The organism is Natronomonas sp. CBA1123 (assembly GCF_009741925.1).
Classification (GTDB): Archaea; Halobacteriota; Halobacteria; order Halobacteriales; family Haloarculaceae; genus Natronomonas.
Map to the genome: position 1 here is coordinate 1 of NZ_WPCC01000041.1, position 12,802 is coordinate 12,802.

The 12,802-nt window shown below is 51.8% G+C and carries 15 protein-coding genes; 9 read left to right on the forward strand and 6 right to left on the reverse strand.

The genetic code is table 11. The features are described from left to right. Positions 1-31: 31 nt before the first annotated feature. The 3 genes from GJ631_RS14885 to GJ631_RS14895 all read right to left on the reverse strand — a co-directional run bounded on the left by GJ631_RS14885 (position 32) and on the right by GJ631_RS14895 (position 1,937). Positions 32-1,051: a site-specific integrase gene (locus tag GJ631_RS14885; RefSeq protein WP_156709910.1), complete on the reverse strand. Its 1,020-nt coding sequence runs from the start codon at positions 1,049-1,051 to the stop codon at positions 32-34. 260 nt (positions 1,052-1,311) lie between these two features. Further along, on the reverse strand, positions 1,312-1,575 hold the full coding sequence (locus GJ631_RS14890; RefSeq protein ID WP_156709911.1) for a hypothetical protein: 264 nt from the start codon (positions 1,573-1,575) through the stop codon (positions 1,312-1,314). After that, positions 1,575-1,937, reverse strand: coding sequence for a PadR family transcriptional regulator (locus GJ631_RS14895; protein ID WP_156709912.1), 363 nt, complete (start codon positions 1,935-1,937; stop codon positions 1,575-1,577). Before GJ631_RS14895 ends, GJ631_RS14890 begins: the two co-directional genes overlap by 1 nt. Before the next feature lie 207 nt (positions 1,938-2,144). Between GJ631_RS14895 and GJ631_RS14900 the strand changes: the two genes are divergently transcribed. The 4 genes from GJ631_RS14900 (at position 2,145) to GJ631_RS14915 (ending at position 6,845) form a co-directional block, all read left to right on the forward strand. Beyond that, complete coding sequence (locus GJ631_RS14900; RefSeq protein WP_156709913.1) at positions 2,145-2,477, forward strand: MarR family transcriptional regulator; 333 nt, start codon at positions 2,145-2,147, stop codon at positions 2,475-2,477. A 20-nt stretch (positions 2,478-2,497) separates the two neighbouring features. Continuing rightward, positions 2,498-2,815 carry a hypothetical protein gene (locus tag GJ631_RS14905; RefSeq protein WP_156709914.1) on the forward strand — a complete coding sequence of 106 codons (318 nt, stop codon included), beginning with the start codon at positions 2,498-2,500 and terminating at the stop codon, positions 2,813-2,815. Between the two features lie 221 nt (positions 2,816-3,036). Further along, positions 3,037-4,902, forward strand: coding sequence for an ATP-dependent endonuclease (locus GJ631_RS14910; RefSeq protein ID WP_156709915.1), 1,866 nt, complete (start codon positions 3,037-3,039; stop codon positions 4,900-4,902). Between the two features lie 2 nt (positions 4,903-4,904). After that, complete coding sequence (locus GJ631_RS14915) at positions 4,905-6,845, forward strand: ATP-binding protein (RefSeq protein ID WP_156709916.1); 1,941 nt, start codon at positions 4,905-4,907, stop codon at positions 6,843-6,845. Positions 6,846-6,998: 153 nt separating this feature from the next. Here GJ631_RS14915 and GJ631_RS14920 read toward each other — a convergent pair whose 3' ends face one another. Further along, positions 6,999-8,162 carry a hypothetical protein gene (locus GJ631_RS14920; RefSeq protein ID WP_197425102.1) on the reverse strand — a complete coding sequence of 388 codons (1,164 nt, stop codon included), beginning with the start codon at positions 8,160-8,162 and terminating at the stop codon, positions 6,999-7,001. Between the two features lie 115 nt (positions 8,163-8,277). Here GJ631_RS14920 and GJ631_RS18725 point away from each other — a divergent pair, with 115 nt between their 5' ends. Continuing rightward, entirely contained in the window at positions 8,278-9,024 is a 747-nt protein-coding gene (locus tag GJ631_RS18725) for a DNA cytosine methyltransferase (RefSeq protein ID WP_197425104.1), read from the forward strand. Next, entirely contained in the window at positions 9,012-9,488 is a 477-nt protein-coding gene (locus tag GJ631_RS18730; RefSeq protein ID WP_197425106.1) for a DNA cytosine methyltransferase, read from the forward strand. The genes GJ631_RS18725 and GJ631_RS18730 overlap by 13 nt, the downstream gene beginning before the upstream one ends. A 40-nt stretch (positions 9,489-9,528) precedes the next feature. Here GJ631_RS18730 and GJ631_RS14930 read toward each other — a convergent pair whose 3' ends face one another. Both GJ631_RS14930 and GJ631_RS14935 read right to left on the reverse strand, forming a co-directional pair. Beyond that, complete coding sequence (locus GJ631_RS14930) at positions 9,529-10,218, reverse strand: hypothetical protein (protein WP_156709917.1); 690 nt, start codon at positions 10,216-10,218, stop codon at positions 9,529-9,531. A 131-nt stretch (positions 10,219-10,349) separates the two neighbouring features. Beyond that, positions 10,350-10,535 carry a hypothetical protein gene (locus GJ631_RS14935; protein WP_156709918.1) on the reverse strand — a complete coding sequence of 62 codons (186 nt, stop codon included), beginning with the start codon at positions 10,533-10,535 and terminating at the stop codon, positions 10,350-10,352. Between the two features lie 101 nt (positions 10,536-10,636). Here GJ631_RS14935 and GJ631_RS14940 point away from each other — a divergent pair, with 101 nt between their 5' ends. Genes GJ631_RS14940 through GJ631_RS14950 form a run of 3 tightly spaced genes read left to right on the forward strand, consistent with a single transcriptional unit; the run spans position 10,637 to position 12,802 of the window. Further along, positions 10,637-11,029 (forward strand): hypothetical protein, encoded by a 393-nt coding sequence (locus tag GJ631_RS14940; protein ID WP_156709919.1) that lies wholly within the window; start codon positions 10,637-10,639, stop codon positions 11,027-11,029. Positions 11,030-11,031: 2 nt separating this feature from the next. Further along, positions 11,032-12,042: a twin-arginine translocation signal domain-containing protein gene (locus tag GJ631_RS14945; protein WP_197425108.1), complete on the forward strand. Its 1,011-nt coding sequence runs from the start codon at positions 11,032-11,034 to the stop codon at positions 12,040-12,042. Beyond that, positions 12,011-12,802 carry a hypothetical protein gene (locus tag GJ631_RS14950; protein ID WP_156709921.1) on the forward strand — a complete coding sequence of 264 codons (792 nt, stop codon included), beginning with the start codon at positions 12,011-12,013 and terminating at the stop codon, positions 12,800-12,802. Before GJ631_RS14945 ends, GJ631_RS14950 begins: the two co-directional genes overlap by 32 nt.

Below are 12,802 nucleotides of genomic sequence, written 5' to 3' on the forward strand. Positions count from 1 at the left end.
TGGACTCGCCGGGCAGGTGCTTGAAACAGAATCATAATGCATCCTCCACGGAGTCCTTTCGAACGTTCATCTTCTCCTGGTCGGTGCGGACGTCGTAGTGCTTGTACAGCACATCGAGCGAAACATCACACCGCTCGCTGACGATCTCGGGAGCTACCTTCCGATTCAGGTGGTAGGTTATTGACCCACGTCGAACCGCGTGGGGGCCACAAGCCGACGGGCACTTGCTCGGATAGCCGTCTGCTCCGAGTGCATCACACTTCTCAGGGTCGACATCGTGCGGACACTCGCCGTACTGACACGGCTGTGTGGCCCTGTTGACCCGGACGTAAATCGTGTCGCCAGTCGGCCGTCCGGCCCGCGTGGTGAACATCGGTTCGCGGCCGAAATCGTCCGTCACGTCGTTCCGTTCGGGATGTTCGAGGGAGTCCTCGATGACCTGGTAGTGAATCGGTCCTAGGTACACCCAGCGCTCGCCGTCGTCGCCATTCTTTAGTTTCGTTCCCTCATCAGGGCGATTCTTCACTACGAGCGCGTTGTCGTCGGGTCGGAGGTCGTCGGCGTCGATAGCCCGAAGCGCCGACCGTCGCATTCCAGTGTACCACAGAAGCGTCATCATCGCGTGTCGTGGACTCGCGTAGTGGTACTGGTCCAGCGTCGAGAGAATCGACTTCGCTCGGTCGGCTGAAAGGTGTTCTTCGCGTGCTTCGGCTCCGTCCGGCAGCTCCGGTGCGTGTAGCTTCTCCGCGAGACCGTCAGTTACCCCCTCGATATCGGCCCAAAAGCGAAGCGCCATCCGCACCGTCGACAGCTGTTTCTGAAGCGTCAGTGCGCGAATCTGTGGGCGTCGCCACGCGACGAAGTCAGCGAGGTCACGGCCCGTGAGGTCATTGAGGTTCTCGATCTCAGCGACCTTCACCGCCCACTCGCGGAAGTAGTTCATCCGCGTCCGGGCGTTCCGAATCGACGACTCCTCAAGCTCCGGTTCACGCGAACGGAGGAAGCGGTCGATTCCCTCGTCGACGGGAAGCGGCTGGAGGTCGTCAGTCATCGCTCAGCCCTCCAGTACGGGATGGCTCCGACAGTTCGACTCGGAGATCGTTTGCACAGCTGTCACAGATGGGGCCGACGTGCTTCGGTTGGTGACCGCCGTTCGGACACCACACACAGTTCGTCGCTCCGCTCATTTCGGCCTCCGTTGGGCGCGACGACGACAGCCGTCGGAACAGTAGTCATTCGGCTCACCGTTCTCGATGGCCGATTGAAACCGCCGTCCACAGCGCTGACAGACGACGCTAATGCCGACACCGCTCATCGGCTATCCTCCGGCCGGGATTCCGGTCCGGTTCTGACGAGACCCGCAGCGGCAGGGTCACGGTCATGGCCGGTCTCCGAATCTCGGAGGTACGTACGTTCCATCTCCGCGATGGTCTCTTCGACCATCTTCGGATTACTTGGGTAGTCAGCGCGTGCCTCCAGTTCGGTGTGCAGTTCCACGCGCTTCAGCGCGTTCTGTCGCTGAATCGCCTCCGAGATACGCCGAAGGGCAACGATATCTTCGAAATCGAGTCCCATCAGGAATCGGCCTCCTCGAAGCCGTCCGTTCGTTCGACCAGCCACGCGACCTCGCTGACGAGCGCGTCTCGCCCAGTATCCGTGATATCGTAGGCGTTCGTCCGCTGGTCCTTCCGACCCTTCGTGACGAAGCCGTCCGTAACGAGTTCGTCGAGATTGGGGTACAGTCGGCCGTGGTTGACCTCGGCGTCGTAGTACGTACGAAGTCGGCGTTTGATAGTGACGCCCTTCGGGGCATCTTCGGCGTCAGTCAGCACCGCGAGAATACGGAGTTGGAACTTCGAGAGGTCGGCGGGCTTTTTATTCGGCGGTACGTCTCCGTCCGTGCGGGACTTCGTGCCCGCGGAGTTGGTTTCGGACATCACTGGTCCACGAAACCACCTTTTCAGGGGGCTGTGTGCCAGCACAGCCCCGGTACACTGGTGCCCAGAGGCATCAGTTTCGAGGTGACCTCGTGAATCGTCAAATTACCTCTTGAGTAATATAGTTAACGACGAGTGTTTTGATACCCTGTGAGTTTTTATAAACATATGGGCCAGCTATAATTCGTGGCGGGTTAATGGCAACACATGCGACGCTCGGCGGAGTGGATGGTACTGTGCGACGAGAGAATCCTCGAATATCTCTCCGAGAAAGAGTCAGGAACGCCGAGCGAGATGGCAAATAGTGGTTTTGTCAGATGGACTCGCTCGTATATCAGCCAGCGGGCCAAGAAACTCGTTGAGCATGGCCTGTTGAAGCACCTCGGAAACGGCGTCTACATAATCACCGACGAGGGCGAAGCCTACCTCGATGAAGAGTACGACGCCGAAGCGGGCCGATATCTCAACCGTGACGTAGCGAACAATGGCGATAATTCGCCAGCAGAAGCCGAAGGCACCAACGGACCGAACGGAGCCTAGCGGACCTAACTCCCTCCACCATGACGATACGACGCAACGCGAGATGGCAAGACCGGTTGGATGAACGGATACTGGAACACCTCTACGACGAGCTATACTCCTATCCGGAGTTCATCGCAATGGAGCCGATGATCTCAGTACGAGAGGGAACAATTCGTGACCGTTGTAAGGAACTCGCCGATGCAGGACTCATACACATCGATATTGAAGACGGCTGGAGGTTGGAGATTTGTGGGCTCGGCGAGCGATACCTACGAGGGGAAGTCGATGTGGAGATGTTTCCCTACCCGCGGCCGGTGCCAAAGATTGACGAAGAAATCCGCAATAACAACAAGTAGAGTATATAAATTCAAGATCTCGATAATAAGTCAGGTGCTAAATATTGACCAGGATCCGATCATACCCGCAAAAATAACCAAACAGAAAAGTCACCTAGATAGTTATTGGTTATAAGACCAAGACGAATGTATTGTGCGGTCATTGTAGGTTAATTAAGCAATAGTATTATTTGTTCGTAACCGGCTCTAGTTGAGCATCAGAGCCTAACGTATATTCTAATATGAAACTCGTAACATGGGACGTAGATGGTTATAAGAGCATAAGTAATGATCAAGCGGTGGAAATGGATCAGGTGAACGTTTTTGTCGGCGAAAACAACAGCGGTAAATCGAGTGTTATCGATGCCCTGATTGATTATAGAGAAGCTTTCCCCACAGGAAACTCGATCTCCGAGATTGATTGGCTTCGTAAGCGGATAAGAGGAAAAGAGCTTAGCGGAGAGATACGATTTAAATTCACATTCAAATTATCTGATGAAGAAATTGAAGATCTTTGGATGAGAATTGATGAAGTTTCTAATCTTGGCCAGCGAAAGGCGGAGAGATACGTTTCTGATGGCCAGTTTCGTAGAATCACCCACCAACTCATATTACGCCCGGATCCAGAATCTGAGTCGGGGATTGCAGGACAATCTAACATGTATGCGACTTTTAATAGAGGGGGGGAGACAGAATGGCGAGCGCTGAGAAGGGGTAATCTAAGTAGCGCAGCCGATTTTCAAGATTTCGCTAAACTACCAGAGAACAAGACTGCCGGAAAGCGAAAAGCGTGGGCTCAGTTGAAAGAGGTCATGCAAGAAGCAATGGAAGAGTGGGAGTACATCAAGGCATTTCGAGAGCCGGAGGAGGAACTAGACGCAGTACGGAAACTTCGACTTGATGACGAAGGACATAATCTGTCGCAAGTGCTTCTGAGTCTCATCGCAGATCAGGATCCGAGATTCAAGAAGATCTCCGAAGAGTATTCGAGAATTATGCCAGGTGTTGAGGGTATAAGCGCCCCACTCCGGGGGGATCAAACGACGGTGGTAGTCGAAGAGGAGGAATTCGGTGAGTTTGATTTGAGTGAGATTTCAGCCGGGTCAAAAGAAATCCTTACTCTAGTAACACAAATCGTACTTGCAGGTGATGATGCAGATGTTCTACTCATGGAAGAGCCCGAATTACACCTCCATCCCGGAGCTGAAAGAAAAGTACTGCAATTAATTGAAGATGAATTAATGAGAGATTCTGGGCCACAAATCGTCATTTCTACACATTCAAGCGTTTTCGTAAATCACGATAGCATCGATAATCGAGTTCGGGTAAAACGCGACGTTGAGTCTCAACTTATTCCGACAGGTCAAGATGAGGTCGGTGCTGAATTGCGTGAAATAGGATACCGATACAGCGGCATGCTGCAGTCGGACGCAGTTGTAATAGTAGAGGGATTAACCGATAGGAAAGTTCTCCGAAATATCGGCCCAAAATATGGGTTTGACTTAGAAGAAAATCGAATAGGTTTAGCCGATATGGACTGTAAGTCGAAATTGATCAATCATTCACGGTCTCTCGTTAAATTGCTAGATGTCTTTTCGATTCCGTACTTGTTTATTTGTGATTCAGATGTCAGCCAAGAATTTGATGGAGTTAATAGCGGTTCTAAGGTCGAAGCTATCAGAGGAAAAATTATTCAGCATATAAATAGGACAGGCGATGGCGATGACGCAGAAATTAGCTGGGAGAAAGCGGATGAAAATAACGTTCATGTTTGGCATCAAAATGAAATAGAAGCATATTTGCTAGAAGATCAGCGAGCAGTCGCGAGTTGTTTCTCTATGGAAGAGGAGAATGTTATCGAGTTACTAGAGACACACTCAGCAAAAGACCCCGCTGAGCAACTCGGGAGTATCGTTACAGAAGCAAGAGGTGAATTCGATGCGAGGGAAGAAGCATTCGTCAAGAAAGTTGATGTCCCAGATCTAGCTAGAGAGGTCAAAATCGCCAATCTTCCTCCAGAATTCCATAACGTGATGGAAAAGATAGCTGCTTTAGTTGATAGACAAGATATAATTCAAGACAACCGACCTGATAGGAGTGGTGACTAATTATGACTGAAGATACCGAGTTGAAGATGCGTTTCGATCTTAATGTACTGAAACATCTTGGGCTAAAGATGTACACAAACCTTCCTGCTGTCATATCTGAATATGTCGCTAACGCGTGGGACGCCTTAGCCGAGACCGTCCACGTCGAAATTCCCCAAAATGAATCAATGAACCCGGATTACGAAATCAAAATCATTGATGACGGGACTGGAATGACGAAGAGGGAGATAAACGACGAATTCCTAGTCGTTGGGCGAAATCGGCGCCAAGATGAGGGAAAAGATGTCGTGGAGATTGAAGATAAAGAACGGAAAGTTATGGGTAGAAAAGGCATCGGAAAGCTTGCGGGATTTGGTGTCGCCGACATCGTTCAGCTTAGAACTGTTAAGAATGGGGAATTCGTTGAGTTCGAATTAGACTACGGAGAAATGCGAGAGCAGGCTCGCGAGGATCCAAACGCTACGACCACATATAATCCAGAAATAATCGCAGAGGGAGAAACAAACGAGTCGAGTGGAACCGAAGTCACTCTTCGTAATTTAGACCGGGATCAAAGACCAAACCCGGAGTACGTCGTCCAACGTCTATCTCGCCGTTTTAGTGTCCTTAGTGACGATTTTCAGGTATTTGTGAATGGAGAGGAAATAAAAGGGACTCAACGGAATCTAAAAGAGAGATGCCAATTTAAACGAGAATACAATAACGTAGCAATTGGTTCTGATGGTAAATATACTATCGACGGGTGGATTGGAACACTAAAGAATCCAGTTCCAGATAATATCGAAGGGGGTGTAGCAGTAATGGCCAGGGGAAAAACAGTTCAGACACCAATCACATTTGGCGTCGCTGAGGGTGGAACAAGGGGACAGATGGCGCTTCAGTATTTAGTTGGCGAAGTACATGCCGACTTCCTTGACGAAGAAGAAGATCTGATTGCTACGCATCGAACTGAAGTATTATGGGAGAAAGAGCCAGCTAAACATCTTCGAGAGTTCATTGTGGCCGAGATCGAGGAGATCTGTTCAGAGTGGCCAGAAAAACGTAGAGACGAACAGATGGAAGAGATTCGTGAGGAAGAGCCCTATGAGCGGTATATTAATCCACTGGATGAGAAAGAGCGTGAGCTCGCTGATAAGTTCCTTGGTAAATTAGCGAAGCAAGGAGATTATGATGATGATACAATTGGAGAGATGGCATCTTATGTCTCCAGTGGCGTCCAACAAAAGTCATTCCGAGACTTACTAAAGAAAATAGAACAATCGGATATCTCTAATACAGAACGATTAGTCGAGCTATTTGACCAATACGAAGTTCTCGACGCTATGAACTCTCTCCGTATCGTTCGGGGACGTTACTACGCTATTCAGAAGTTCGAAACACTTGTCGAACATGGAGACGCAGACATCGACGATCTCCATGGATTCGTAGGGGATAATCCATGGCTAATTGACCCAAGATGGGATTATCTTGATGAGGAATTAGACGTTAGGCAAGAAATTCACGACAATTTCAACGATACAAAAATAGAAAGTCGTGTTGGGTTTATATCACTCGGGGATGGGGATACTGTACGATTGGTCGACATACGTCACCCAAACCACGTTATAAATGCAGAGGATCTCAGTCAATTCAAGAGCTATATCGACTATCTACGGTCGGTCTCGGACCTTCCACCAATTGATAATAGGGAGGTCGAAGGATATCTAGTCGCTAAAGAAGCCAAAGAATCGCGGGAAGTTGAAAACGAAATTCGCCGAATGAAGATGGACGACATGCGAATCCGTTCGTATGATGAGATCAAAGATATCGCGCGTCGTTCACACAAAGCATTTCTCCAAGTATTTGAGCGAAAAGCCGAAAGAACAGACAGCCAGATGTTACGGACTCATCTCAACGAGGGAGGACAACTCGGATTGGATGATTTCGTAGCGGGAGAATTCTGATAAGGATTGGTCGTGATCCACAATTATATTGACATTTCACTGTTGAACGTACTATATAGAGTCCCTTTTGATAGATTATCGCTTAGCACAGAATCACCCCTATTAGCCGACCATAGAGTTAAACGCTGTATCTCTCGCCAGGTTTCGGGTCGTTTATTTCTCAGAAAGATGTATTACAGAACGATTCTCTGAATCAACTTCAGCAATGAACTCCAACAACCGCTGCGTCGCTTCTGGGTTTTCCTCAATATTCGTAAGGAAGTGAATCATCCCCTGAACCGCACGATTTTGCTTATGATAATCCCACGTCGCCAGCCGCTCATCTAAATCTTCGTCATCAAGGACACGCACACCGGCTTCCTCAAGCGTTTCCCGAGCATCATCAGTCACACGTCGACAAATAGCGATTGCAATCGATGTCGTGTTCTGGGCGACATCCATCATCGTCCCGAGCTGGCTGTCAACGTTGGTCCCGTCGATGACGAGATCTTTGACCTCAACCGAAATCATCAGATCCGGACCGTAGTAGCCGTCAATGTCGCCGTATCGATGCTGTCGAGACGAACCAGTCCGGACCTTGCTCGCTCGAAGCGAGAGATGCGGCCACTGGGCCTTCACGTACCCGTAACACAGGGCCTGGTACGCCGATCCTCCTTGCTCAAACGGAGCGCTTCGTTCGTAGTTCCGAAGCACTTCGACAAACGGCTTCGTGAACGGTGGGTCACGCCGTTGGTAGTCCTTGGACTCCAGTCGTTCCAACCCGATATCGAAGAGTCGCTGGGCGGCCTCGTAGCGACCGTCGCGAGAGAGTCGGAAGGCGTTCTCCAGCATATCGTCGTATCGCTCCCATTCGCCAGTGTGATGGCCGGGGGAGCTGGGGAAGTTCGTCCGGCTCAGGTCATTCCGGAACAGGTCGATCAACTCGTTGTGGAAGCTCCGAATCCCCTCTTTCGTGTTGTCCCGTTTCAGCGTCAGCGACGACTTCGCCGTGCTTTCGTAACGCTCCAGAATATCGCTCCGCGAGATCTCCGAATCGTATCCAAGAAGCCAGTCGTCAGTGTGTGAGAGTTCCTCCGCGAGAATGATGAAGTCGATTGCGAGCCCGAGAGTCCCTTTCGAGCTACTGAACAGTGACTCCGCTCGGTTTACCAGCGTCTCTATTTCCTCCATCTCCTCGTCGGAGATGACACCGTCATCGTCCGCGTATCCCGCCAGCGTTCCCTGATCGTCACCGTATCCGGGCGGGAAATGCTTAGTGAGAAACTCGTCGATAGCCTCTTCCTCCCAGTCGGCTCGATTGTCGCGCAGATTCGTCACCCCGAGATATACTCTGTTCTAGGAGACATTCATAGAAGTCTTACTATCGAATCGGCGAGAGATATCACGGAGAGTAGCCGAATTCTTAAACCGTATTGCGAGAAAAGAGAGCGTAATGGAAGCGTCTGGTCTCACGTACGTCGATCTCTTCGCAGGTGCCGGTGGATTGTCGGTTGGCCTCGAACGCGCGGGTTTCGAGCTGCTACACGCCGTCGAAGTCGACGAAGACGCGAGAGAGACCTTCGCGCACAATCGAGACGGGATAGATGCCGACGATTTGTCCAAGGACATCCGAGAGATAGATGTCGACGAGATCCCCGACGTAGTCGGGCAGAATACCGTCGACCTCGTCGCCGGAGGTCCACCTTGTCAGGGATTCTCTGAGGTCATCAGCCCCGACGGCTCCGACGAACGGAATCATCTCTTCGAGAACTTCATCGACTGGGTCAACGTGCTAGAACCGAAAGCAGCGCTCTTCGAGAACGTCCGTGGGATGCAGAACACGGCCGATGGCAAGTTCCTCGAAGCGGTTCAGAAGTCTTTCGCCAAGATGGACTACGAAGTCCAACACCGCGTCGTCACCTCGTCTGACTTTGGAGTCCCCCAACACCGACGACGTCTTGTCGTGCTGGCGACGCGGAAGGGTTCCTCGGAGTTCCCGCTGGAGGGCTTCGATTTAGAGCCTGTTCAGACGCCGGGCGTTATGGACGGCATTGGAGATCTCCCTCCTGTCGGACCCGGTGAGACCGTGACCGAGTACGAGGAAGAACCAAAGACCATGCTCCAGAAGGACCTTCGCGGCGACTGTGACGAACTCACGTCACACCAAGCAGCGAGCACTCTGAGGATATGGTCGAGATGATTTCCCACATCCCCGACGGGGGTGACCGGACGGAAATTCCGGATGAACTCCAGCCTTCTTCGGGATACCACAACTCCTACTCTCGACTCCAGTCGGATACACCGGCAGTCGCTATCACGTCGAATATGTCGAAGCCATCAAGTGCCCGGTGTATTCACCCCTTCCAAGACCGCGGTCTCACTCCGCGTGAGGGTGCTCGACTTCAGACGTTCCCCGATTCGTACCGGTTCAAAGGAACGCTTGGAGCTGTTCGAAAGCAAATCGGCAACGCAGTTCCGCCATACCTCGCGGAGGCATTCGGCTACTACTTGAAACAGGCTGTATATGACCGAGAGCTTTCAGACGAAGATCAGAGCCGTATCTATACCCACCGGTGTGGCGCTCTCTCACCGAGCGAATTCGAAAATCAACGTGCCGATCTTGGTGGATACGCACAGCAGGCGACGCTCGATACTACTTTCTGAGTATTTCACTATTCCACGGTTAGTTGCTAAACACTGTAGCTCAGAACATCTGACTCTCTCGTAGGTATGGCCAGATAATATTGACTGCTGCAGAAAGAAGGCCAATTGAAAGTAGATATCCGCTACCGCGAATGAATTCCAGCAAAATAGTACTTATCAGCCGATTAACGAACTCAGGCGGGAATTGCAACAGTTCGTTAATTGATTGAGCACCCAGTACTCCGGGGGTCATAAAGGAGAACAAAAGTATCCATATCCCCATCACTACTAACGCCACACTTGTAAGGAAATCCTCGCGTGGATTCTCAAACGGATTATTCGGAATTGGGTCAAGTTCAAGAGCCCTTTTGAGTAGTTGATACACGTCCTGGACAATTTCTCTTAGAATGGATTTCAAGATGGTAACAAACAGAGTGCTCAAAAAGATGAAAATTCCCACAGATAGCAGAGGACTGATTCTCGACGAGAATGCGAACAACAGTCTCCAGGTAGCGTACAAAGGAAAAAATAAGAGCACCAAAGCGAACCCTATTTGGGCGATTTGAATAGAGATATCCGCTTTTTTGATATCATCATAAGTCACCTGTGAAGGAGCAGACTTCTCCATTCCAACCTCAACCATTTTCAGTATATGTTCCGGCGGGAGTTCTCTCATCCTCTCTGGAGGCTTATCCAAATCAAGATCTTCGATTGATAAGTCTGCGATTTTTTTCGGAACCGCGTTCCTCATGGCTACCGTGCCAAAACCCCAGCAAGAGTGCTAGAATCCAGATAGAGGCAACAGAGTATAGGACGAGTATCTCCATCGTCTGAGTATATCGACATCAATATAAAAAAGTAAGATGCGTATCAGAGCCTTACCTAGTCTCCAACCTGCTCAACTAACTGAATCTGATACGTCCCGTCATCAACCTTCGCCACACACGCGTAGTGCTCGCCCTCAATCTCGCCGTCGGTCATCACGCCGTCGGCTTCCAGTTCTGATTTCGGTAGCGTGATGCCCCCACTTCGGCCGTCATCCAGCGATAGAATCTTTCTGATGGGCATACTTCGCTTACTCGGCCACTAGGGAAGTATCTTTGTAGACTTCGCATACTTAACAGATTCTCACGTTTTTCGCCGTCTCGCGCCCGTTTCTCAGAGGTATCATGGCTCGAAACCAACTCGACATGATCGACCTCGTCGCATTGATCGTCCTCCCAATCGCTTCCGGCATCGTCCTCGGGGTGTGGCAACTCGGCATCGGCGTCTTCGGCGGCTACGACTTCTCTCAACCACTGTGGACCGTCGGTGGTGCGGAGATCTCCGTCGCCCTCATCGGCACTGTCGCCGCCATCGCCTGGGTCATCGGCACCAACGAATTCGATGGCTCGAACTACGAACAGTACGAGCTCGGACTCATTGGCGTCGCACTCGCCGCCGTCCCCGCCTACGAGTTCATCCCCGCCGTCGGCGCAGCCGTCAATGCCCACGACGCCATCGTCCTCCTCGTCTGGCTCGGCATCGCCTCCGTCTCCACCTACATCGCCTACATCGAATGACCATGACCGGAACAGAAACCCAATCCGGCGGTATCGACCGTCGCACCTTCATCAAAGGCGCAGGGGTTGCCACTGGTGTCGCTGCGACTGGCGCGAGTGCTGGACGTCTCGACCTCGCTCCAGTCGGTGATGCAACTGCCGTCGACCCCTACACCCTTGCCTACGGAACCACCGCGGCGTTCGGCTGGGCACTCCGCGAAGGATGGGAAGCCCTTACCGGCGACGCCCCGCCAGAAGGCCTGACTCCCGACTCCCTCCAACAGAAAGTCTACGAAGCCGCTCTCAAACGTGACAACGATAACGGCAGCAAATTTATCGACCAGCAGAATATCCTGATCGGCATCGATAACGTCGCCTATACTGAAGGAAAAATCGCGGCTATCGAAGCCCTCAACGAGGAAAAATCTCAATCGGAAGTTGAGACCGCTGCCACCTCTGCTGTCGATTCCTACGGCTCAACCGTCATCAAAAACTTCCTCAAAGCATGGAACGAGTCGCTCAACGAGGTTGAACAACAGGCTGAAGTCCTCAATAGCCACGCAGATGTCGACCCAGTCAACGTCATGTACTACCCCGATGACGACTGGGGTTCTAACTCCACTGGAAACACCTACTCCCCTGCTGAGTTCATCCCATTCGAAACACGCGGCATCGAACTTCCCGATGGCACAACCTTCGACACCAAAATGCTCCAATCGCAGTACAGTTCTGGCTTCACTCCCGCTGAGTTCGACGGTGGAGACTGGTCGAACGGAAGCCTCCAACGACTCCGACTCCGCGTTGAAGCCCCTGATGGCTCACAGGTTACATACCTCTCTGATCAAGAGTGGATGCCGGTCTACGACGAGATAACCCAGACCTTCACCGACGTTCGAGACGGCCTCCTACTGTGGGTCGATAACGTCTACGGACAGGTGCAGTCTGGACAAATCGAGGTGTCAGACCTCATCACACCACGTGAACGGGCGGCGATGATGACTGATGACGGCAAGTACCCCCCAAGCAGTCGCTGACCTCATCGCGCTCAACGTCCCGGTCGACCTCGAACGGAAGGCGGTCGTCTCGCTTGACGACGAGGATGTGACGCTAAAGGGGTCGCTTGCGATCACGTCTCCCCCAGACACGCTCGAAAGCGGAACCCAATATCACCCAGAAACAGATAGTCTCGGGAGCGTGTATCTGACCTACGACGTTGGGACCGGAGAAGGTGTCTGGACGGCGTACGACGACGCTGCTGGCGTCGACGGTGGGACAGTCACCTTCACCAAAGAACCGCACCAAAACGTAACGTACGCCATCAAAACGAACTACGACGAGACTGCCGAAGTTCCCTCGTCCGACTTCACCGAAGGTGACGACGGAAGTGGAAACACCGTCTGGACTGCCGACGTGTCCGACCAACTCGACAATTCGATCGCCGAAATCGAGGAAGTTACGTACTTCACCAAAACCGAGGAGACGCGCTACGAAACTATCCAAATCGAGGGGAACTTCACTATCCAGAAGTTCACCAACGAGGAAACCGGCGAAGAGGAAACCGAAGCAAATTTCGAATCCTCCGAGCCCCAGGATGACTCGAATTACGTCACCCAAGAAGAGTGGAACCAACTCGAACAACAGAACAAGGAACTCATCGAAGAGTACGAAGACTCCCAAAGCGGCGGGGGAGGCGGCTGGTTTGGCGGTGGGGGCGGAGGCGGCTCCCTCGGCATCATCGCCCTCGGTGTCGCCGCCATCGGGGCCATCTTCGCCCTCGGACAGAGCAACAACTAA

Excerpts from the sequence above, each read along its gene's own strand:
- GJ631_RS14885 (WP_156709910.1), bottom strand. The coding sequence starts at position 1,051 with ATGACTGACGACCTCCAGCCGCTTCCCGTCGACGAGGGAATCGACCGC.
- GJ631_RS14895 (WP_156709912.1), bottom strand. The coding sequence starts at position 1,937 with ATGTCCGAAACCAACTCCGCGGGCACGAAGTCCCGCACGGACGGAGAC.
- GJ631_RS14940 (WP_156709919.1), top strand. The coding sequence starts at position 10,637 with ATGGCTCGAAACCAACTCGACATGATCGACCTCGTCGCATTGATCGTC.
- GJ631_RS14935 (WP_156709918.1), bottom strand. The coding sequence starts at position 10,535 with ATGCCCATCAGAAAGATTCTATCGCTGGATGACGGCCGAAGTGGGGGC.
- GJ631_RS14900 (WP_156709913.1), top strand. The coding sequence starts at position 2,145 with ATGCGACGCTCGGCGGAGTGGATGGTACTGTGCGACGAGAGAATCCTC.
- GJ631_RS14930 (WP_156709917.1), bottom strand. The coding sequence starts at position 10,218 with ATGAGGAACGCGGTTCCGAAAAAAATCGCAGACTTATCAATCGAAGAT.
- GJ631_RS14910 (WP_156709915.1), top strand. The coding sequence starts at position 3,037 with ATGAAACTCGTAACATGGGACGTAGATGGTTATAAGAGCATAAGTAAT.
- GJ631_RS14950 (WP_156709921.1), top strand. The coding sequence starts at position 12,011 with ATGACGGCAAGTACCCCCCAAGCAGTCGCTGACCTCATCGCGCTCAAC.
- GJ631_RS18730 (WP_197425106.1), top strand. The coding sequence starts at position 9,012 with ATGGTCGAGATGATTTCCCACATCCCCGACGGGGGTGACCGGACGGAA.
- GJ631_RS14905 (WP_156709914.1), top strand. The coding sequence starts at position 2,498 with ATGACGATACGACGCAACGCGAGATGGCAAGACCGGTTGGATGAACGG.
- GJ631_RS14945 (WP_197425108.1), top strand. The coding sequence starts at position 11,032 with ATGACCGGAACAGAAACCCAATCCGGCGGTATCGACCGTCGCACCTTC.
- GJ631_RS14915 (WP_156709916.1), top strand. The coding sequence starts at position 4,905 with ATGACTGAAGATACCGAGTTGAAGATGCGTTTCGATCTTAATGTACTG.
- GJ631_RS18725 (WP_197425104.1), top strand. The coding sequence starts at position 8,278 with ATGGAAGCGTCTGGTCTCACGTACGTCGATCTCTTCGCAGGTGCCGGT.
- GJ631_RS14890 (WP_156709911.1), bottom strand. The coding sequence starts at position 1,575 with ATGGGACTCGATTTCGAAGATATCGTTGCCCTTCGGCGTATCTCGGAG.